15 protein-coding genes and 1 other RNA gene are annotated in these 19065 nt (G+C 42.0%); 13 read left to right on the top strand and 3 right to left on the bottom strand.

Annotated elements, in window-relative coordinates:
* Positions 1-203 precede the first annotated feature (203 nt).
* The 4 genes from hppD to maiA are packed head-to-tail and all read left to right on the top strand — an operon-like array spanning position 204 to position 4181.
* Positions 204-1301: a 4-hydroxyphenylpyruvate dioxygenase gene (gene hppD / locus QR722_RS13570; protein ID WP_286283421.1), complete on the top strand. Its 1098-nt coding sequence runs from the start codon at positions 204-206 to the stop codon at positions 1299-1301.
* Positions 1294-2436 carry a homogentisate 1,2-dioxygenase gene (locus QR722_RS13565; protein WP_286283420.1) on the top strand — a complete coding sequence of 381 codons (1143 nt, stop codon included), beginning with the start codon at positions 1294-1296 and terminating at the stop codon, positions 2434-2436. Before hppD ends, QR722_RS13565 begins: the two co-directional genes overlap by 8 nt.
* A gap of 36 nt (positions 2437-2472) precedes the next feature.
* Positions 2473-3501, top strand: coding sequence for a fumarylacetoacetate hydrolase family protein (locus QR722_RS13560; protein ID WP_286283419.1), 1029 nt, complete (start codon positions 2473-2475; stop codon positions 3499-3501).
* Between the two features lie 23 nt (positions 3502-3524).
* Positions 3525-4181, top strand: a complete 657-nt coding sequence (maiA, locus tag QR722_RS13555; protein WP_286283418.1) for a maleylacetoacetate isomerase — start codon at positions 3525-3527, stop codon at positions 4179-4181.
* A 10-nt stretch (positions 4182-4191) separates the two neighbouring features.
* Here the strand turns inward: maiA and QR722_RS13550 are convergent, their stop codons facing one another.
* Entirely contained in the window at positions 4192-4659 is a 468-nt protein-coding gene (locus tag QR722_RS13550; RefSeq protein WP_286283417.1) for an Lrp/AsnC family transcriptional regulator, read from the bottom strand.
* A gap of 225 nt (positions 4660-4884) precedes the next feature.
* Here QR722_RS13550 and QR722_RS13545 point away from each other — a divergent pair, with 225 nt between their 5' ends.
* Complete coding sequence (locus QR722_RS13545) at positions 4885-5937, top strand: Glu/Leu/Phe/Val dehydrogenase dimerization domain-containing protein (RefSeq protein WP_286283416.1); 1053 nt, start codon at positions 4885-4887, stop codon at positions 5935-5937.
* Positions 5938-6083: 146 nt separating this feature from the next.
* Positions 6084-6180, top strand: an RNA gene (gene ffs, locus QR722_RS13540) — signal recognition particle sRNA small type.
* Between the two features lie 25 nt (positions 6181-6205).
* On the opposite strand, the gene QR722_RS13535 is transcribed toward ffs, so the two are convergent.
* Complete coding sequence (locus QR722_RS13535; RefSeq protein WP_286283415.1) at positions 6206-6469, bottom strand: late competence development ComFB family protein; 264 nt, start codon at positions 6467-6469, stop codon at positions 6206-6208.
* A gap of 526 nt (positions 6470-6995) precedes the next feature.
* Here QR722_RS13535 and QR722_RS13530 point away from each other — a divergent pair.
* From QR722_RS13530 to QR722_RS13515, 4 genes are all read left to right on the top strand, one after another.
* Positions 6996-9617 carry a TonB-dependent receptor domain-containing protein gene (locus QR722_RS13530; protein WP_286283414.1) on the top strand — a complete coding sequence of 874 codons (2622 nt, stop codon included), beginning with the start codon at positions 6996-6998 and terminating at the stop codon, positions 9615-9617.
* A gap of 174 nt (positions 9618-9791) precedes the next feature.
* The gene (locus tag QR722_RS13525; RefSeq protein ID WP_286283413.1) at positions 9792-10613 is read left to right on the top strand and encodes a class I SAM-dependent methyltransferase; all 822 of its coding nucleotides are present in this window, start codon (positions 9792-9794) and stop codon (positions 10611-10613) included.
* Positions 10582-11616 (top strand): sulfotransferase family protein, encoded by a 1035-nt coding sequence (locus QR722_RS13520; protein WP_286283412.1) that lies wholly within the window; start codon positions 10582-10584, stop codon positions 11614-11616. The genes QR722_RS13525 and QR722_RS13520 overlap by 32 nt, the downstream gene beginning before the upstream one ends.
* Positions 11617-11685: 69 nt before the next feature.
* On the top strand, positions 11686-12834 hold the full coding sequence (locus QR722_RS13515) for an aspartyl/asparaginyl beta-hydroxylase domain-containing protein (protein ID WP_286283410.1): 1149 nt from the start codon (positions 11686-11688) through the stop codon (positions 12832-12834).
* A gap of 26 nt (positions 12835-12860) precedes the next feature.
* Here the strand turns inward: QR722_RS13515 and QR722_RS13510 are convergent, their stop codons facing one another.
* Positions 12861-14441 carry a tetratricopeptide repeat-containing sulfotransferase family protein gene (locus QR722_RS13510; RefSeq protein WP_286283408.1) on the bottom strand — a complete coding sequence of 527 codons (1581 nt, stop codon included), beginning with the start codon at positions 14439-14441 and terminating at the stop codon, positions 12861-12863.
* Positions 14442-14552: 111 nt separating this feature from the next.
* Between QR722_RS13510 and QR722_RS13505 the strand changes: the two genes are divergently transcribed.
* The 3 genes from QR722_RS13505 to QR722_RS13495 all read left to right on the top strand — a co-directional run bounded on the left by QR722_RS13505 (position 14553) and on the right by QR722_RS13495 (position 19064).
* Positions 14553-16367, top strand: a complete 1815-nt coding sequence (locus tag QR722_RS13505; protein WP_286283406.1) for a tetratricopeptide repeat protein — start codon at positions 14553-14555, stop codon at positions 16365-16367.
* A 570-nt stretch (positions 16368-16937) separates the two neighbouring features.
* Positions 16938-17699, top strand: coding sequence for a DUF3450 domain-containing protein (locus QR722_RS13500; RefSeq protein WP_286283405.1), 762 nt, complete (start codon positions 16938-16940; stop codon positions 17697-17699).
* 6 nt (positions 17700-17705) lie between these two features.
* Positions 17706-19064 carry a MotA/TolQ/ExbB proton channel family protein gene (locus QR722_RS13495; RefSeq protein ID WP_286283404.1) on the top strand — a complete coding sequence of 453 codons (1359 nt, stop codon included), beginning with the start codon at positions 17706-17708 and terminating at the stop codon, positions 19062-19064.
* Position 19065: the final 1 nt, after the last annotated feature.

Genomic DNA, 19065 nt, shown 5'->3' with positions numbered 1-19065 from the left:
TTGTAATATGTGTTAACTAAAGTTGACAATGCAAGCCGCTATTTAGCGGCTTTTTGATGTCCAAACGCAAATGTACAGCTAGGCTTACAGTTCTGCTTGTCGCACCAGACTAACTATCGCCTTAGCCTATCTTTAATTCTAGCGCTCAATAGTGTCTATTAGCTCTTTATTACATTTGTTCTAGAAACATTGAGGCAATGACCATGACACAAGATTTTGATTACAATCCGTTAAACAGTGACGGTTTCGAATTTGTCGAATATACCGCAGCGGATGATAAAGGGATCCAAGATTTAAAAGATTTATTTTTATCATTAGGTTTTGCCGAAGTAGCAAAGCATAGATCCAAGCGGGTGTGGTTATTCAAGCAAGGCGACATTAACTTTATCGTAAACGCTGAACCGGCATCACAAGCTGAAGAATTTGCTAGATTGCGTGGACCTAGCGTATGTGGAATGGCATTTCGCGTGAAAGACGCAGGCAAAGCACTGCAACACGCAGTTAAAAATGGCGCGAAACAATTCGTCGGTAATTTAGGCGCGATGGAACTAAATATTCCAGCTGTATATGGAATTGGCGAAAGTACGCTGTATTTTGTCGACCGTTACGGTGATGAATCTATTTACCAAGTCGATTTTAAATTCTACCCAGATTGGCAACAACGGATGAAAGATACCGATGCTGGACTAGAGGTTTTAGACCATCTTACTCACAACGTGAAACGCGGAAATATGGCTGTATGGGCAGACTTCTATGAGCGTATCGGTAACTTCCGCGAAATCCGTTATTTTGATATTGAAGGAAAGCTAACGGGGTTAGTTAGCAAGGCTATGACTTCACCATGCGGTAAAATCCGTATTCCAATCAATGAGTCTTCTGATGATAAGTCGCAGATTGAAGAGTTTATTCGTGAGTACAACGGCGAAGGCATACAACATATTGCGTTGTCCACCGATGATATTTATAAAACAGTGCGGGATCTAAAAGCGCGCGGCTTGAAGTTTATGGACACACCAGACACTTATTATGAAAAAGTCGATGAGCGTGTAGCAGGTCATGGCGAAGATCTTGATATGCTCAAAGAGCTTCGTATTTTGGTCGACGGCGCGCCGATGAAAGATGGTATCTTGCTACAAATTTTTACTGACACTGTAATCGGGCCGGTTTTCTTCGAAATTATTCAACGCAAAGGCAATGAAGGTTTCGGTGAAGGAAACTTTAAAGCGCTATTTGAATCCATTGAACAGGATCAAATTCGCCGCGGTGTGATTGACGCAAACGGAGAAAAAAGCGATGCGTAAATGGATCCAATTTCCTCGTCAGGAAGGGATATCTTCTCGACAAGCTCATGCTGACTTTCCTGAAAAGGCGATATATGAGCGGGAAATTGGTCGCAGTGGCTTTTTTGGTCCTGCTACCCACTTGCATCATACTCATGCTCCTACAGCTTGGTCTGATTGGCAGGGGCCTTTGCGGCCCCGCGCATTTGACCTAAACTTGCTGGGGCAACAGGGTGTTGAGGTTGAGTGCGACTCGCCTTGGTCTGCGCCTGTCATTTTAAGTAATGCACATTGTCTTTATCGTATCTGGCATTGTAAACAAGCTATGTCAAAGCTGGCACGAAACGCCGATGGTGATGAGCTTCTGTTTGTGCATCAAGGCAGCGCTGAACTATTCTGTGATTATGGTCACATGCAGATTAACCAGGGTGATTACGTGGTTATTCCCCGCAGCACTATGTGGCGCTTAGAGCCGCATAGTCCGATGCAAATATTGATGATTGAAGCTACCAATGATAGTTATCAATTACCTGAGAAGGGATTGGTTGGTCCCCATGCTATTTTTGATGCAGGCATGTTGGACACACCAGCCATTAATGAGCAATTTAGCGCACAATATTCTGAACAAACATGGCAAGTAGAGATTAAACGCCATAACCAGCAATCTGTAGTGACCTATCCATTCAACCCCTTGGATGCAATTGGTTGGCATGGGGACTTGTCAGTAGTGCGGATTAACTGGCGAGATATTCGTCCACTTATGAGTCATCGGTATCACTTACCACCTTCGGCGCACACTACCTTTGTTGCCAGTCGATTTGTGATCTGTACCTTTGTTCCTCGGCCAATAGAAAGCGATCCTGGTGCTTTGAAAGTGCCCTTTTACCATAATAACGATGATTACGACGAGGTGCTCTTCTATCATGAAGGCGATTTTTTCAGTCGAGATAACATCGAGAAAGGTATGGTGACATTTCATCCAGCTGGCTTTACACATGGTCCCCATCCTAAGGCCTTCGCCGCAGGGCAAGCCCATAAAAAAACCTTCACTGACGAAGTTGCAGTGATGCTAGACACAAGAGACGCACTCGAGGTTTCAGAGCAAGCCGGTAAAGTGGAAAATAGCCAGTATGTGAACAGTTGGCAAGTTAAGTAATTTAAAAGTAGCGAACAATATAGGAATTATCCGACAATGAAATTAGCAAGTATTAAAAATGGTACACGAGATGGCCAATTGGTCGTTGTTAGTCGTGATTTGACTTTGGCTATTTCAGCAACAGACATTGCGCCGACTTTGCAGGCCGCACTGGACAACTGGCAAGCACTCGCGCCTAAATTGCAACATTTGTATGATCAATTAAATACGGGCTCTGTAGACAGGGCGGTAAAGTTCGACCAAGCAGAATGTGAATCACCACTCCCCCGAGCCTATCAATGGGCCGACGGTAGTGCCTATGTAAACCACGTAGAGCTAGTGCGCAAAGCGCGGGGTGCGGAAATACCAGAAAGCTTCTGGACCGATCCATTAATGTATCAAGGCGGCTCTGATGATTTTATCGGGCCTAAAGATGATATTCAGTTGCCCAGTGATAAGTGGGGAGTTGATTTTGAAGCCGAAGTTGCTGTGATAACCGATGATGTTCCTATGGGTATTGCTAAGCAGCATGCAGCTGATCACATTAAGCTTTTAATGTTGGTTAACGATGTGTCTTTACGTGGGTTGATACCGGGTGAACTAGCAAAAGGATTTGGTTTCTTTCAATCCAAACCGGCATCGGCTTTTTCGCCCGTCGCGATTACGCCAGACGAGTTGGGTGCTCATTGGCAAAACGCAAAAGTCACCTTGCCACTGTTATCTAGCTACAATTACCAACCGTTCGGTAAGCCCCAAGCTGGAGAAGATATGACCTTTAGCTTCGCTGAGTTGATAGCCCATGCTGCTAAGTCTCGTAACTTAGGTGCAGGAGCCATTATTGGTTCGGGTACGGTGTCAAATAAACAGGGTACAGAATACGGCACTAGTATCGCTGAAGGTGGGGTAGGTTATTCGTGTATTGCTGAAGTGCGTATGATTGAAACTATTCGCGATGGTCAACCAAGCACTAGCTTTATGCAATTTGGTGATCACATAAAAATTGACATGCATGATGAGGATGGCAATAGCATATTCGGTAGCATTGAACAAAATGTGGTGAAAGCGGGTCTACCTCACGAAGGCTAGATTATCATTTAGGAGCAGTACAAATGAGTTTATATTTACATGGTTATTGGCGGTCGACCGCGACTTATCGGGTTCGGATCGCGTTGAATCTCAAGCAGCTTGATTACACTTATGTGCCTGTGCATTTAGTTAAGGATGGTGGTCAACAATATAGCTCAGAATACGCTGCTCTTAATCCTGCTCAATTAGTGCCCACCTTTGTTGACGATGACGAAGATATCTTTCTGAATCAGTCTATGGCGATAATCGAGTACTTAGATGAACGTTATGATAAGGGGGCCAGCTTGTTACCTAGTGATAGGTTAGATCGGGCGCGAGTCCGTGCTCTGTCCCAGGATATCGCCTGCGATATTCAACCTTTGGGCAATTTACGGGTGCTGAATCATCTTGATGCGCAATTTGGCGCAGATCAGGCTGCTCGCAGCGACTGGGCCAAGCATTGGATTGAAAAAGGCTTTGATGGAATTGAAAAGCGTCTAAACAATACCGCTACCGACTACTGTTTTGGCTTTGATTTGAGTATGGCTGATGTCATTCTTGTTCCGCAAGTCTACAATGCCGTTCGCTTTGGTGTGGACATGCACAAATACCCAAATATCCAGCATGTAGCCAAAAACTGTAATAAGCTAACGGCATTCATTGATGCGTTGCCAGAAAATCAAATCGACGGGGCTAAATAATGCTTAGCCATTATTGATTTTTTATCGGTAATTCGGTGGTGTTTTTTACTTGCTTGAGGGCAAAGGTTGAACTGAGATGATCTACCAAGGGAAGGTGGGTCAACTTGCTTTTTAACAATTGTTCATACTCTTCGATACTTTCAACGATCACTTTGAGTAGGTAGTCTTTTTCACCACTGGTGGTATGGCATTCAACAATCTCATCGATATTTTGCACAGAGGCTTCAAAATCATTGAGTGAGTCGCCATCATGATTTTTCAAGGTTACGTAAATGAACACGCTAACCCCTAAATTGAGCTTTTTACTATCTAAAAGTGTGACTTTCTGTTTTATGATGCCTTCCGCTTCCATGCGTTTTACTCTGCGCCAACAGGGAGTATGGGATAACCCCACTTTCTGACTTAAATCAGCCATCGAAACAGTAGCATCTTTTTGTAATACGCGGAGAATTTCGCGGTCAAATTTATCAAACTTCATATGGTTTCTTGTTGTGAAAAGTCATTTTGTACCTGTTTGTGCAGCATGCGTAAAATCGTCATCTTTTTCAATAGGAAAAACTAGGATATATATCCTATTTGTTGGAACGCAATCGTTACGAAGTTGCGTGTTCGGGCGAACATTCGAAAACATTGCAAGGTTTATCCTCTCAGCTATAGGCTAATATTGAGCGAAAATAACCACATATAATAATAGGGTATAGCGATGTCAGTGTTTGACCACAAAGAGTTTGATAACCATGAGCAGGTTGCTTTTTTTTCCGACAAGCAAACTGGCTTGCAAGCAATCATTGCAGTGCACAACACTAATTTAGGTCCATCGTTAGGGGGTTGCAGAATGTGGCCTTACGCCGATAGCGCAGAAGCGTTAAATGATGTTCTTCGCTTGTCTCGTGGCATGACCTATAAGGCGGCAATGGCTCAGCTCAAACTTGGCGGTGGGAAAGCCGTTATCCTAGGTGATCCTCGAAAGCACAAAAGCCCAGAAATGATGAGAGCGATGGGGCGCTTTGTTGAACAAATGGGTGGTCGTTATATCACAGCCGAAGATTCAGGTATTGCCGTTAGTGACATCAAATTAATGGGCGAGAGCACCCAACATATATCCGGGGTGAGCGCCAAATACCGTTATGATGGTGGTGAAGCGGATGGTAATCCAGCACCATCAACCGCATTTGGCGTCTTTACTGGTCTAAAAGCGAGTGTTGAATATGCTTTAAAAACAGACTTGAAAGGCGTTCGCGTGGCTGTTCAAGGCTTGGGACATGTGGGGTATCGGTTAGCTAAGCACCTCCACGAGCACGGTGCTAAATTATTTGTGACTGATATTTATGAAGACAGTATCGCTCGTGCGGTAGAAGAGTTTGGCGCCGTTGCCGTCGCCCCTCGTGATATTTTCGATGCGGAAGTAGATGTTTATGCGCCTTGTGCCATGGGCGCGTCTATTAATCATAATACTATTGAGCGCATCTCTGCAAAAGTCATAGCAGGTGCTGCCAATAATCAGTTAGCCGAAGAGTCGTTAGGTGAAGTACTACGCCAAAAAGGCGTGCTCTACGCACCTGATTATGTCATCAATGCGGGTGGTGTTATTGATATATATCATCAGCGCATGCTAAGTACTGCAGAAGCCATGCGAGCCCACATCGAAGGCATAGCCGATACATTACTAGAAATCTATACCCGTTCAGAGCAAAACCAACAACCTACTAATGTGGTTTCAAATAGTATTGCCGAAGAACGCTTTTTAACCGAATAAATAACAGATAAGCAAAAATTGCTGGCAAGCAGCAAAACCGATGGATTTGCTGCTTGCATAATAGTTTTGATTTGGTCATAATGCGCGCCGATTTAGTAAAGCCTAACGGCTCAAATTTCAATCGTTATCGAGTTTCAATGGTGGTCCTCTGGTCCTTTCGCAATGATACTCTGTGAACCCGGTCAGGCCTGGAAGGGAGCAGCCGCAGCAGACGACTCATGTGCCGAAATGTGGCTGGGGGACCGCCACCCAATCTCCCCCCATTAATCTATTTTTTTTCTTCATCCAAGAATTCTATTGCTTTGTTAACCGCATTAGTAACATTCATTTCCATCTGCTGGCGCTCACTTTGCGGTAGATAAAACGACATATCTACTTCATAGCGAATATAGCGTGGCGGTACTTGGTTAAGTGCTAAACAACATAAGTCTGCAATGTAATCATTACTTTTATTTTTGTTTAAACCAAGTTCAGCAATTCGCTCTAAAATTAAATGTTCGTAATAATTGTGGATATCATCGTCTAACTTCATAGTTCAGTTCTTAAATGAGTGTTAAAGCAATAGCTTAGTGTAATCACATCAAATTACCAAGATTGATATAGCTTCTAACATAAGGTTTTAATCTCTTTAGCCAGAATAAACGGTTAAAGAAAAATTTCACGATTTACTTAAGTTGTTGATTGTAATAGGGTTTGGCAGATTGCGCAGTGGTTGAAAGCTATGTTAGGCCTGTCCGATAAACATGAGCTACAAAACAAGACTATTTTTCACTTCAAATAGTTGCCTTGGTCCGCATCTGTGCTTAATTATCATAAAAAACGGTTATAAAAATACACTGAATTTATAATTGCAGTTTGAAGACGTAAACATTTGCTTACTAGTGATGTGAAAATTGACTGAAAATAATTTGAACTTTCCGTAAATAGGCTGATACAACCAGTTGACCAACCCCTCATGATGTGTTTATTATCTGTCGCGAGGTTCACTACCTTACTAATAAAAAGTCGCATAAGCGGCAAAAACTCACACTATTAAATAGTGGTCCAGGGAGACATACATGTTTACAAATTCCAAGTTGGCGAAATCAGTTCGCCTAGCTATGGCTTTTGGCGCTGCGTCAACAGCTATGGTTGCTTCAACTTCTGTCATCGCTCAAGAAGAAGGTGCTAGTTCAGTTGAGAAAATTTCAGTTACAGGTTCACGTATCCAACGTACTGACCTTGAAGGGGCTTCACCTGTAATCTCCATCACAGCTGCTGATATCAAAATGGAAGGTGACTTTACTGTTGCTGATGCATTACGTAGCAGCTCTTTGAACTCTTTCGGTTCGTTCTCTGAACGTTCTGGTAGTTCAGCTCAATCTCAAGCAACTATTAACCTACGTGGTGCTGGTTCACGTCGTACGTTGGTATTGTTGAACGGCCGTCGTTTCCCAGGTTCACCTACACTAGGTGGTGCATCTGCTAACCTTAATGCTATTCCTTTTGCTGCTGTTGAACGTATCGACATCATGACTGAAGGTGCTTCTGCGGTATATGGTTCTGACGCAATGGCTGGTGTTGTTAACGTTATCCTTAAAGAAGATTACGAAGGTCTTACATTTAACATCGGTGCTGGACATCGTGACCAAGACGAAGGTACTACATCTAAAGAATTCTCTATTGTAGGCGGTGTGTCTAACGATAAAGGTAACATTACCTTCGCATTCGATCATCAAGAGCGTAAAGGTATTTCTGACGGTGCACGTCCATATACTGCTGCTAGCATGACTGATTTCGATGGCGATGGTGTAATCCAAGCTTATCAAGAAACATCTGGTTGGTCTTATTTCGGTGCAACTGTACTGACTCCTGATTTCGGGACGGCGACAGCATCTCCATTGTGTGGTGACTTGACTGCTGAATATGGTTCTAACACTTTCCAAGAAGTACGTGCTGATCAAGACTGGGGTGCTGGTTCTACTTACTGTATGTATGCTTACGCGAACGTGTCTTACAATACTGCATCTATCGATCGTAATACGCTTTATGTGAATGCTAACTATGAAGTTGCTGATGACATTGAATGGTTCGGACAAGCTATGTTCGTACAAAACAGCTCATTTGGTCGTTATGCTCCTCCTGCTGCTGCTTGGCAAAATATGACAGCTGATAACCCTCATAACCCTCATGGGGTTGATGGTGCTTACGGTCTGTTCCGCTGGGTTGGTATTGGTACTCGTGACGGCAACGTTGACGATTATAACCAAGATTATACTACTGGTTTCAAAGGTAACCTTGATTGGAAAGATGCTTCTTGGGAAATTTATTTCCATAATAACGTTGCTGATAACAAATCAGTTGGTCAGTATTACTTAAGCTACGGTGGTTTAGCATATAACGAAGCTAATGATATCGATCTTGGTACTGACGAAGGTGTTGCAAATATGAAGGCAACAACTTTGCAAGATTCTAAGTCTAATCTTAACCATTACTATGCTGGTATCGGTTTCGATATGTTTGAACTAGACGGTGGTGCGGTTGCGCATTACTTTGGTGCTGAGTTCATGGAGCAAACTTATGCAGATACTTATGACGGTCAGTCTGAAGCTGGTCTAGTAGGTGGTTCTGCAGGTAACAGTGCTGCGGGTGAGCGTGATATCACATCATTCTTCTACGAAGCTGCTCTTCCTGTACTTGACAATCTAGAAGTTAACGTAGCGGTTCGTTACGATGACTATTCTGATTTCGGTGATAACGTTGCTCCTTCTGTTAAAGCTCGTTGGGAAGTTGCTGATGGTATCGTGCTACGTGCATCTTACTCTGAGTCATTCCGTGCACCAGGCTTGGATGAATTGAACGCTGCAACTACATTCTCTGCTGAAGCTGCTACCGATTACGCACAGTGTGCTGGTAATGGTGTTGCTGCAGAAGATTGTCCTGAGCGTCAATATGACACTTACTACAAATCAAATTCTGGCTTAGGTCCAGAAACATCTGATTATGTGAACTTTGGTGTTGTATGGGATATCACAGAAGAGTTTGGCGTAAAGCTTGACTACTTCAACTTAGCTATTGACAACGTAATCCAAGCCAAAACTGTTCAATCATTGTTGAACGACGAAGCTGCAGGTCTTCTAACTGCGCTGGCTCCTGGTACTGATACGTCTGATGAAACTTTCTACTTGGTCCGTGCTGCTTCTGGCGCAATCGTAGAAGCGGGTACTGGTTATTTCAACGGTATTGGTTTCGAAATTGAAGGTATCGATTTAACCTTCACTGGTATGGTAGAAACAGAGTTTGGTGACTTCCGTTTTAACAACGTGAACAGCTTCGTACTTGCTTACGACCAAGAAATTGGTGGTGTCATTACTGATACTAAAGGTTGGGCTGGTCAGCCTGAACTTAAGTCTGTAGCGACTCTATCTTGGTCTATGGAAGATCATTTAGTAGCTTGGAACACGACTTACACTGATAGTACTGATGCGGGTTCTGGCCCAGGTACAGGTAAGTTAGGTAGCTGGGTAATCCACAACCTAACCTACACGTATAATGCAGGTGAGTACGGTGCGCTTACACTAACAGTTAACAACCTGACTGATGAAGATCCAGTATTGAACTCTTCAGGTCAGTGGACTAACCAAGATCTATACAACAACTTCGGTCGTGATTACCGTGTAAACTATCAAATTAGTTTCTAATTATTACGATAAGTTGTTAACGTAACAACAAAAAGGCCGATGCGAATCGGCCTTTTTTTTCACCTTTTTTTAATCGGAGTATTACAGGTAATGAGTGATTATTGGACCCAGTACTGGCAACAAGGACACCTCACTTCTTTTGGCCAAGAGATCGCTGGAAACTACGTTGGTAGTTTGCAACAGGTTTGGACTGACTTTTTTGCTCAGCTAGATTCAGGTAGTCGAATTTTAGATATTGGTACTGGCAATGGCGCCTTATTAGACATAGCTATACAAAGCAATAAAAATTTCCAGTTAGTAGGTGTGGATAGTGCCGAACTGACTATTCCTGATAGCCTCGATAATGCTGAAAATGTCCATTTTAAGCAAAAGGTAAACGCCCAAAATTTACCTTTTGAAAATCAATATTTTGATGTAGTTATTTCTCAATTTGGTATTGAATATGCAAATCTGTCCCTAGCACTACCTGAATTAGTCAGAGTGATGAAACCTGATGGACAATTCCAATTAGTTATGCACGAGGTAAATTCTTCAATAGTAAAACCAAATGCGGATATTCTTAATGCAGCAATTGGTTTAAATGCAGAAAACGGTGTCTTGTTCCAATTGCGAAAGCTCATAAATGCACTTGCAAAAAATGACCAAAGATCGGTACATACTGAAAATTGTCGTATATCGTTAAATGAAGCAATCACCCAACTAGCGAATGGCAATCATGGTGGTCTTCTAGGGACAGATTTTCCTGCATTTTTGAAGCATATTATGTCTCCAACGCTAACATATACGCAGAGAAAGGAAAAATTAAAGTTATTTACTCGTGAACTGAAAGGTCAGATAATTCGATTATCAGATCTAGTCGCTGCAGCATTAACCCAACAGCGCTATGAAGCAGTATTAGACACCTTGCAGTCGCTAAATCTAATTATTGAGCAAGATTACATGCTTAAGGAAAATAATATAGCTATTGCCAAAGTGCTTCGAGGGCAAAAAAATTAGTCAAAGTATCAACGCCCCGATTATCATACTATCTGCGCCAAGAGCGGGTAGCACGTTACTGTTTGAAACCTTATCGCGCCTCCCTGATCTGTTCACCATAGGTGGGGAAAGTCATGCGTTAATCGAGCATATTCCTGCTCTTAGTACCGTCGCCCGAGGATATGTTTCCAATCGACTGGATGAAATCGATGCGACTCCAGAGATTATTGCAACTTTACGTTCGCGCTTTATTGCAGCGTCAAGGGATTTTAAAGGACAACCCTTGTTTGATAAGTCGCAAAGTTTTCGCTTACTCGAAAAAACACCTAAAAACGCCCTTCGCATAGGCTTTCTAAATAAAGTATTTCCCGATGCAAAGTTCGTATTCTTGGTTCGTGACCCTCGTGAAAATATTAGCAGTATCATGCAGGCCTGGCGTTCGAGACGTTTTGTCACTTATCCTGACTTACCGGGCTGGAAAGGGGGATGGTCTTTGTTTTTGCCGAATAATTGGCAAAGTCTAATTGGTGAGTCTTTAGCAAAGGTAGCCAGCTATCAATGGAAAGAGGCCAATCAAAGCATTTTGGAAGGGTTAGAGCAAATACCGCGTGAGCGCAAGATGATGTTAGGCTACCAAGACTTGGTAGCAAATCCTCAGGCAAGCCTTGAGGCTATTCTTGCATTCGCTCAGCTAAAAGCTGAAGCTCAAACAATGTTAAGTAATGGTTTACCTCTGTCACGTTATACCCTCACACAGCCTAAAGCGGATAAATGGCACGCCAATGCTGCTGAGATATTGCCTTATATGTCGAGTATCAGTGAACTGGTAGAGAGGTTAAATAAAGGCTTAGTTGCCGCTAACAATAAAACTATTGATCACAACATTGATTTATCTGTAGTGTCTGATTTGCCGAGTCTAGCAGCTAAACAGCCACAACCACCTCAAGCACGTGTATCACGTAATGCCCCGTGTCCTTGTGGTTCGGGTAAAAAGTATCGACAATGTCACGGTCAGTTAGCATAATAAAGTTAGTATAGTATCGCACCGGCTAGCGAGAGCCGTAGCGCCAAAGAATACCCACAAAGGTTGTACATGAAACTGGAACACGAGTTTATCCAATTACCACACAAGTTTGAGGTGGAAAGATTGCAACAAGAAGTGCAAACCTTACCTCGGAACCTATGGATACCCCATCATGAAGGATTTCAAGGTAATTACTCTATACCGTTGGTCTCTCGTGGCGGATTGATGAATAATGACTTCAAAGGTGCGATGGCGTGCACCAAAATATTGGACCAGTGTCTGTATTTACGCCAGGTTATTGCTAGTTTTGGCGAGGTAGTTGGACGCTCAAGATTAATGGGATTAGATGCTGGTTGCCAAGTCCCTGTGCATTCTGATATTAATTATCATTGGTATAAACGTGTCCGTATTCATGTGCCAATCATTACCCAGCCAGAAGTGATCTTTCATTGCGGTGAGCGCCAATTACATATGCAAGCAGGGGACGCATGGATATTTGATTCGTGGAAATATCATCAGGTTAAAAATGATAGTTCAGATTTTCGGGTTCATTTGGTTATTGATGTGTGTGGCTCTGCCGAGTTTTGGCAGCAAACTAGAACCGGTGCGGTTCCATGGATAGCCGATAGGCAAAAGGTTCAATCGCCTAAATTAGTTAATTATAAGGCGCATAAGGTTGCCGAAATTAGAACTGAGCAATTCAATGTACCTTTGGTGATGTCGCCAGGGGAAGTCGACGGCTTGGCCGGAGATTTATTGCGAGATGTGCAAAGTGTCGTTACTAATGACACCACAGCGCTAAATGAATTTGTCTCCAAAGTGAATGATTTTGGATATCAGTGGCGCTGCTTATGGACTTTATATGGTATGCAAGAGCAGGGGTGGGCACATTATCAGCAACTACGTCATCGCGCCTTTGAGAGTGTGAAGCATTTAGACACAAAACTGCGTTTGCAAAATGGTACTCAAGCTACGCGAATGTTCTTAAACTGCATTATTGACCCTGCTTTAAATGTCGAAGTAAAAGACAGTTTTTTATCGGTAGACAACACAAGAGATCCCCAGCAGTCTGTGCAAAAAACAGCTCCATCTGCAGTCACTGCCGCTAGCAAAAGTGGGTCGTCCACGCCCACAGCGCAACGAACAATATCTCGTAATGATCCTTGTCACTGTGGTTCAAAATTAAAGTTTAAAGCATGTCATGGCAAACTGAGTTAACCCTCAAGTTTATCGCTTAAAATTGGTTATAAACTTGCCATTTTGTTGGTTAATTGCTCGATTCTGCGCTCAAAGTCAGAAATGTAAGGACGGTACATTTTGCCACTTCCCAATGCTTTCGTGGTGATCGGCTGCCTAACCTGACTCACACTTGGGGTAAGAACAGGTCTGTCGGAAGTATGAAATTCGAGACATTGTGGTTGGAAATCTACCCCACAAAAATCTAAAAGGTTACGTATGCTCTGCTCGGGAGAAGTAACTAATGATTGGTAACTTAAGTGGTATATCTGATCACCATAAACAGCTTTCCAGTGTTTCAATAGGGAAATATATCCAGCGGTATAATCTACGATGTGGCCTAACTGGTAGCTAAAGTCGTTGCCTTTGCTAAAGTGTTGTTTATATACACTCAACACATTGTCTAACGGGTCGCGCAACAAAGCGATTATTTTTGCGTTTGGGAAGAGTGCTTTAATCAAAGCTATATGAATGAAATTTGTAGGATTTTTGTCTATAAATAGAGCATGTTTATTGCCAGTATACTCTTCTACCTGCTGAAGATAATAATCGGCAAAATGCTCTCGTTGTTGCCGGGTCATAGTGGTTATACCCTCAATATACGACTTACCTTTTGATAGCTGCATTGCGATCCGCTCAATAAAAGGCAATTCATCAGTGCAACCGATATCGGAATGACTGGCCAAGATTTGCTCGGTTAGTGTGGTACCTGAACGCGGCATACCTACGATAAATATCGGAGTAGGGGCGTCAGCTGCTAATGATGTGGAATTAATATGTTCGGGTCGATAATCTAACTGCGTTTCAATGATATGTTGATAACCCGCTAACTTAAATGGTCGGGTTTGACTTATTTGTTGGTTTGCAGCTTGTAGATATTTAAAACTTGATGTCACATCTTTTGCTTGCTCTTTAGCCCGTGCCATAGCAAAGCTAAGTAACCCTATTTCTTTCTTATCTGTTATTATAGAATGAGATTTATCCATCGCCTGCTGTATAGCTAATACATCTTGTTCAGAAAATCGATAATCTTTTAAATCGGCTAAACTCCAATAACCCGTCCCTAACATAGATGGTTGGAGTTGAATGAACTTTTGATATTGCTCAGCGGCAAGAGGGGACTGTCCTTTGGCTTTATGAACATGGCCTAAATTCAATATTGCGAGGTGATTGCTATTATCTAAGCGCAGACACTCTTGTAGTGCAGTTATAGCTTGATCAATTTTACCAATACGGGCTAAACATAAACCTAATTGAAATATAATTTTGGGGTTGTTAGGTTCCATTTTGTCTAGCTGTTTGAGTGCTTCGGCCAGTAAAAAATGTAGCTCTAATTGACTTAGCTGTTGGGCAAGCATCTTCAGATGAGTGATAGAAATATCGTCTTGCTTTAGAACCTTTATTAGATACTGTCGTGCAATATCAAAGTGAAGCTGGACTCGCTCAACATGAGCGCCGAGTATTAGTCCATCAATACTTTCAGGATTCTTTCTAAATATTTTGTTCAGCATTATACGAGCCGAACTGATTTTGCCATGACGCAAAGCATCATATGCGTCAGTTAATAATTGTTGCGTATGTTGGTTCACTGATATGTCCGAAAAACTCATGTTGGGCAAAGACATATTAGATGGTATCGTGACCAATAAAGCAAGATTAGGAATAAATAGGATTAAGGCGTTCAAGCCGGATGGTTTTCTATGCAAAACACAGCGTTCAACCCCCAGAAGTCGATCAATACTGCAATGCAATTGATGCAAGCAGGCCAATTTGAAAATGCTTTACAAATATTTAATCAACTAGAAAAGTCTGGTTTTAATGATCACCGTTTGTTTCGTGTAATGGGCTCGGCTTATGAGCGTTTAGCTAACATAACGGCAGCGGCTAAATATTTCAACAAGTCACTTACCTTACAGCCTCGTCAAGCTGATTTGAACATTGCGTTGGGTAATATTACGTCATCCAACAATGATTATGCTTTAGCGAAAACCTATTACCAACTTGCAGTTGACCAATCACCAGACAATAAGGGATACAAGTTAAAACTGGCTAACTGTATGTTACTCAATAGGGAATATGAAAAGGCACTTGATCTACTTGAATCTATATCCAGCGATGATCCTCAAAATCTACTTGCCACAATCGGGAAGTGTCGAGCGTATGCCGCAATGGGTGAAGAGGCTCTAGCGATACGACAATTGGAAGAAGCGCTAACACAACGTCCTCAACAGATTGAGTTAATTAAAGAGTTTGGATGGTTATATAAAAATTTAGGTAGAGCCGAGCTAGCAATTCACTGGTTCGAAAAACGCCTCGAGTTTGAGCCAAACAATGCAGAAGCCATTGAGGATTTGGCACTTGCGTATTTGGATAATGGTAATTCGCAGCAAGCTCTGAGGATAATTCAGCATGGGGTTAAAGAAAACCCATTAAACCAAATGTTAAATAAATTATTAACGTCATTAAAGTTTGAATTGGCACAAAACAATCATTTAGACCATTACCAAAGTCTATCTAGAGAACAGATGCCAAATGGTATGTTCATAGATTACGTACAAAATTTGTTAAAAATGGATCAGATATCCCAAGCAGAAGAGGAATTGCGCGAAGCATCTAAATATGCAGATAAGTCTACAGTCATACATTATCTACAATTGATGTTATGGAAAAAAAAACACCAATTCGAATCAATCATAGATACATTGCAAAAACTGAGAGCAAATAATGTAACGTTGAACGGTAGCCAAAGTGAAATTTTGGTACAGGCATACTTAGCTATCGGCGAAGGACCTAAAGCGCTGACAATTATTAAATCAATGCTAGACCGCAATCCGCAGGATCAGTATTATTGGGCGTTGTATACAACCGCTTTACGTCAGGTAGGTTCTGACCTTTATTACAAATATTGCGACTATGATAAATATGTTTTTCAACAGTCATTAATTTTGCCATCTTCGCAGGGTAGCGTCTTTGAATTTAATCAAAAATTGAAAGTTCTGCTTGAAAAGCTCCATACCAGCAAGCAAAACCCGCTCGATCAATCCCTCATCGGTGGAACGCAGTCAGCCGGTCAGTTACTGAATCGCCAAGATGAGCTGATCTCTGAGTTTAAACAAGCTTTACTAACCACTAGCGCCCAGGCATTAGAGCAATTAAAATTTGATAAAAACCATCCCGTTGGACAGTTTGTTGGCGGTACTAATCATTTTTCATCATCTTGGTCAGTAAGATTGAGCAGTCAAGGTTTTCACATTCCTCATGTACACACTAAAGGATGGTATAGTAGTGCTTACTATGTAGATTTACCTAGTGAGATTGGTACAGAATCTAAGCAAGGATGGTTAAGTTTAGGTAAGCCAGGCATATTTCTCAACAGGCCTTTAGATGCTGAAAAATGGATAAAGCCGGAGCCAGGAAACTTGGTATTGTTTCCATCCTATTTTTGGCATGGTACTGAAGCATTTGAAAGTGAATCGCCGAGGCTGACAGTGGCCTTTGATTTGTTGTCGAATTAATATTAGTACAGGTTAACAAGCTGTTAACCTGTATATGCGCCTTTCTTGGTCTGACGTAGTCAATATTTTCTGCCGCTAAGTTTTGAAAAACAGTCTTATTCGCACAAAAGAATAAATATTTAATCATATACGATGCATAAACCATCAACCTAAGTTTACATTCTTGCGTTGAATGTAACTAAATATTACCCGAATATGCGAGGGTAACAGCCTATAAACAATCAGTTCCAGTTTATTTTACTGATTAGAAAAAATATTATTCTGGTCAGATGTGTTACAAAATCCCATGTAAAAGGTATGCATAAGTAGCTAATGTTTGCTCTGTTTATGTACAGTCGTTTGAAATCTATTCAGTTTCGGTTATTTATCTACATTGTTAATGGGCTGTTGCTTGACTATCGCCCGTAATCCATGTGATTATCGCTGACTGTAAGCTTTGTACTTTTTTAATTCAAAGCTAAACTCCTTATTTAATAGAGCTTATATATAGAGCTTAAAGCCCCTCGCCGGGATACTAATCACCTAGGCTAGGATTCAAAACAAGAAAATTGGTTGGGAACTATGTCCAAAATGAGCAAGAGAACCCTTATTGCCTCTACCGTAATTGGTGCATTCGTACTGGGTAGCAGTGCTGTCTCTGCAGACACGCTAAATGACCTTCATAAAGAAGAAGGTAAGATTCACGTCGCTGCAGTTAAATCCCAAGAGAAGATCAACAGTCTCTATGAACAGTCTCAAGAATTACTTGCTGAATATCGACAAGTGGTTGATGAAACTGAAAACTTGAAAGTTTACAATGACTATGTTGCTACTCTGGTTGCTGATCAGCAACGTGGTATCAATTCATTGCAGAAGCAGATTGATCAAATCGATGAAACTAAACGTGGAATCGTTCCACTATTGTTTAGAATGATTGACAGCTTAGACAAATTCATTAGCGCAGATGTACCAATCAAATTGGCTGAGCGTAAAGCACGTATCGAGCGCCTAAGAGATGTAATGGGTAACTCTAACGTAACGGTATCAGAGCGATTCCGTCAGGTTATTGAAGCTTACCAAATCGAATTGGATTACGGTTCAAAAATCTCTGCTTACCAAGGCAATATGAATTACAACGGAACAGACATCACAGTTGATTTTTTCAACTTGGGTCGCACCGCTCTGATCGCTTTATCTTTGGATCAGAAGAACGCGTGGATGTGGGATACCAATGGCAGCAATTGGGTAGAGCTTGACAGTGAGTACTTGGATTCAAGTATTGAGGCTGTACGTATGGCAAGAAAGCAATTGCCTATCAACCTAGTTAAACTACCAATTCCAGCTGCGGAGTAATTAAGAATGAAAATGACATTTAAATCCGTATTAACTGCAGCTGCAGTAACGCTATTAGCATCAAGTGTACAGGCGCAATCAAACGCGACTCTTGACCAGCTTTTACAAGATGTAAAAAACAACCGTGTATCAGAAGCGCGTTTGAATAAAGACCGTGAAGCTGAGTTTCAGTCTGCACGTGCTGACAAACAAGCTCTATTGAGAACAGCTAAAGCAAACTTGAAAGCTGAAGAAAGTCGTGGCGACAAGCTAGCAAAGCAATTCTCTGATAATGAAGTGACTTTGACCGACAAAAGCACCGAACTTGACCTAGCGACCGGTGATTTAGGCGAAATGTTTGGTGTTGTACGTCAAGCAGCTTCTGAATCTTATGGCCGTATCGCTACTTCAATTGTAAGTGCAGAGTATCCTGGTCGAGCCGAGTTCCTAAAGAGAATGTCAGAAGAGTCTGAAGGTCTACCCAATATCCGTGAGTTAGAAGATATGTGGATAGCGCTTCAAACTGAAATGACTGAATCTGGTAAAATTTCACGCTTCAATACTGAGGTAATCAATATCGATGGTGGTTCTTCACAACAAGAGATTGTGCGTGTTGGTACCTTTAACCTAGTCGGTGAAGTTGGCTACTTGATTTATGATGATCAAGAAGAAAACGTACAACCTCTAGGTCGTCAACCTGATGAATACCAAGCTGAAACAGCTAGAGCCTTGCACAGCGCTACTTCTGGTTTAATCCCTACCTATGTGGATCCATCAAGTGGTGCAATCTTGGGCCTGTTGAAGCAGAAAGCAACTTGGGAAGAGCGTTATCACGCAGGTGGCCCAGTGGGTTACACCATCACCGCTATGCTGGCAATTGGTTTGTTGATTGGTCTATACAAAATCATCACTCTTACCCTAATCAGTGGCAAAATGCGTTCACAGCTTAACAACCCTGGTTCGCCTTCAACTAATAACCCGCTAGGTCGTGTTTTGACTGTTTATCAACAAAACAAAACCAGTGATACTGAAAACCTAGAATTGAAATTAGATGAGGCTATTCTTAAAGAATTACCTTCAATTGAGAGCGGCATCAATATTATCAAAATCTTCGCTGCTATTGCTCCGTTGCTAGGTCTACTAGGTACAGTATTGGGTATGATTGCAACCTTCCAACAAATTACGTTGTTCGGTACAGGTGACCCAAGACTAATGGCTGGAAGTATCTCAATGGCGCTTGTAACTACTGCGCAGGGTATTATTGCAGCGCTTCCATTGATTCTTATGCACAGCATTGTAGCTGGACGCAGTAAGTCAATTGTCCACATTCTCGATGAGCAAACAGCGGGTATCGTTGCGGCTCACGCTGAGACGGAGAAAGCATAGT

The organism is Aliiglaciecola sp. LCG003 (genome assembly GCF_030316135.1).
Classification (GTDB): Bacteria; Pseudomonadota; Gammaproteobacteria; order Enterobacterales; family Alteromonadaceae; genus Aliiglaciecola.
This window is presented reverse-complemented; position numbering and strand designations above follow the sequence as displayed.

Bases quoted from the DNA above. Each gene is read 5' to 3' on its own strand.
- hppD (WP_286283421.1), top strand. From the start codon at position 204: ATGACACAAGATTTTGATTACAATCCGTTAAACAGTGACGGTTTCGAA.
- QR722_RS13565 (WP_286283420.1), top strand. From the start codon at position 1,294: ATGCGTAAATGGATCCAATTTCCTCGTCAGGAAGGGATATCTTCTCGA.
- QR722_RS13560 (WP_286283419.1), top strand. From the start codon at position 2,473: ATGAAATTAGCAAGTATTAAAAATGGTACACGAGATGGCCAATTGGTC.
- maiA (WP_286283418.1), top strand. From the start codon at position 3,525: ATGAGTTTATATTTACATGGTTATTGGCGGTCGACCGCGACTTATCGG.
- QR722_RS13550 (WP_286283417.1), bottom strand. From the start codon at position 4,659: ATGAAGTTTGATAAATTTGACCGCGAAATTCTCCGCGTATTACAAAAA.
- QR722_RS13545 (WP_286283416.1), top strand. From the start codon at position 4,885: ATGTCAGTGTTTGACCACAAAGAGTTTGATAACCATGAGCAGGTTGCT.
- QR722_RS13535 (WP_286283415.1), bottom strand. From the start codon at position 6,469: ATGAAGTTAGACGATGATATCCACAATTATTACGAACATTTAATTTTA.
- QR722_RS13530 (WP_286283414.1), top strand. From the start codon at position 6,996: ATGTTTACAAATTCCAAGTTGGCGAAATCAGTTCGCCTAGCTATGGCT.
- QR722_RS13515 (WP_286283410.1), top strand. From the start codon at position 11,686: ATGAAACTGGAACACGAGTTTATCCAATTACCACACAAGTTTGAGGTG.
- QR722_RS13505 (WP_286283406.1), top strand. From the start codon at position 14,553: ATGCAAAACACAGCGTTCAACCCCCAGAAGTCGATCAATACTGCAATG.
- QR722_RS13500 (WP_286283405.1), top strand. From the start codon at position 16,938: ATGAGCAAGAGAACCCTTATTGCCTCTACCGTAATTGGTGCATTCGTA.
- QR722_RS13495 (WP_286283404.1), top strand. From the start codon at position 17,706: ATGAAAATGACATTTAAATCCGTATTAACTGCAGCTGCAGTAACGCTA.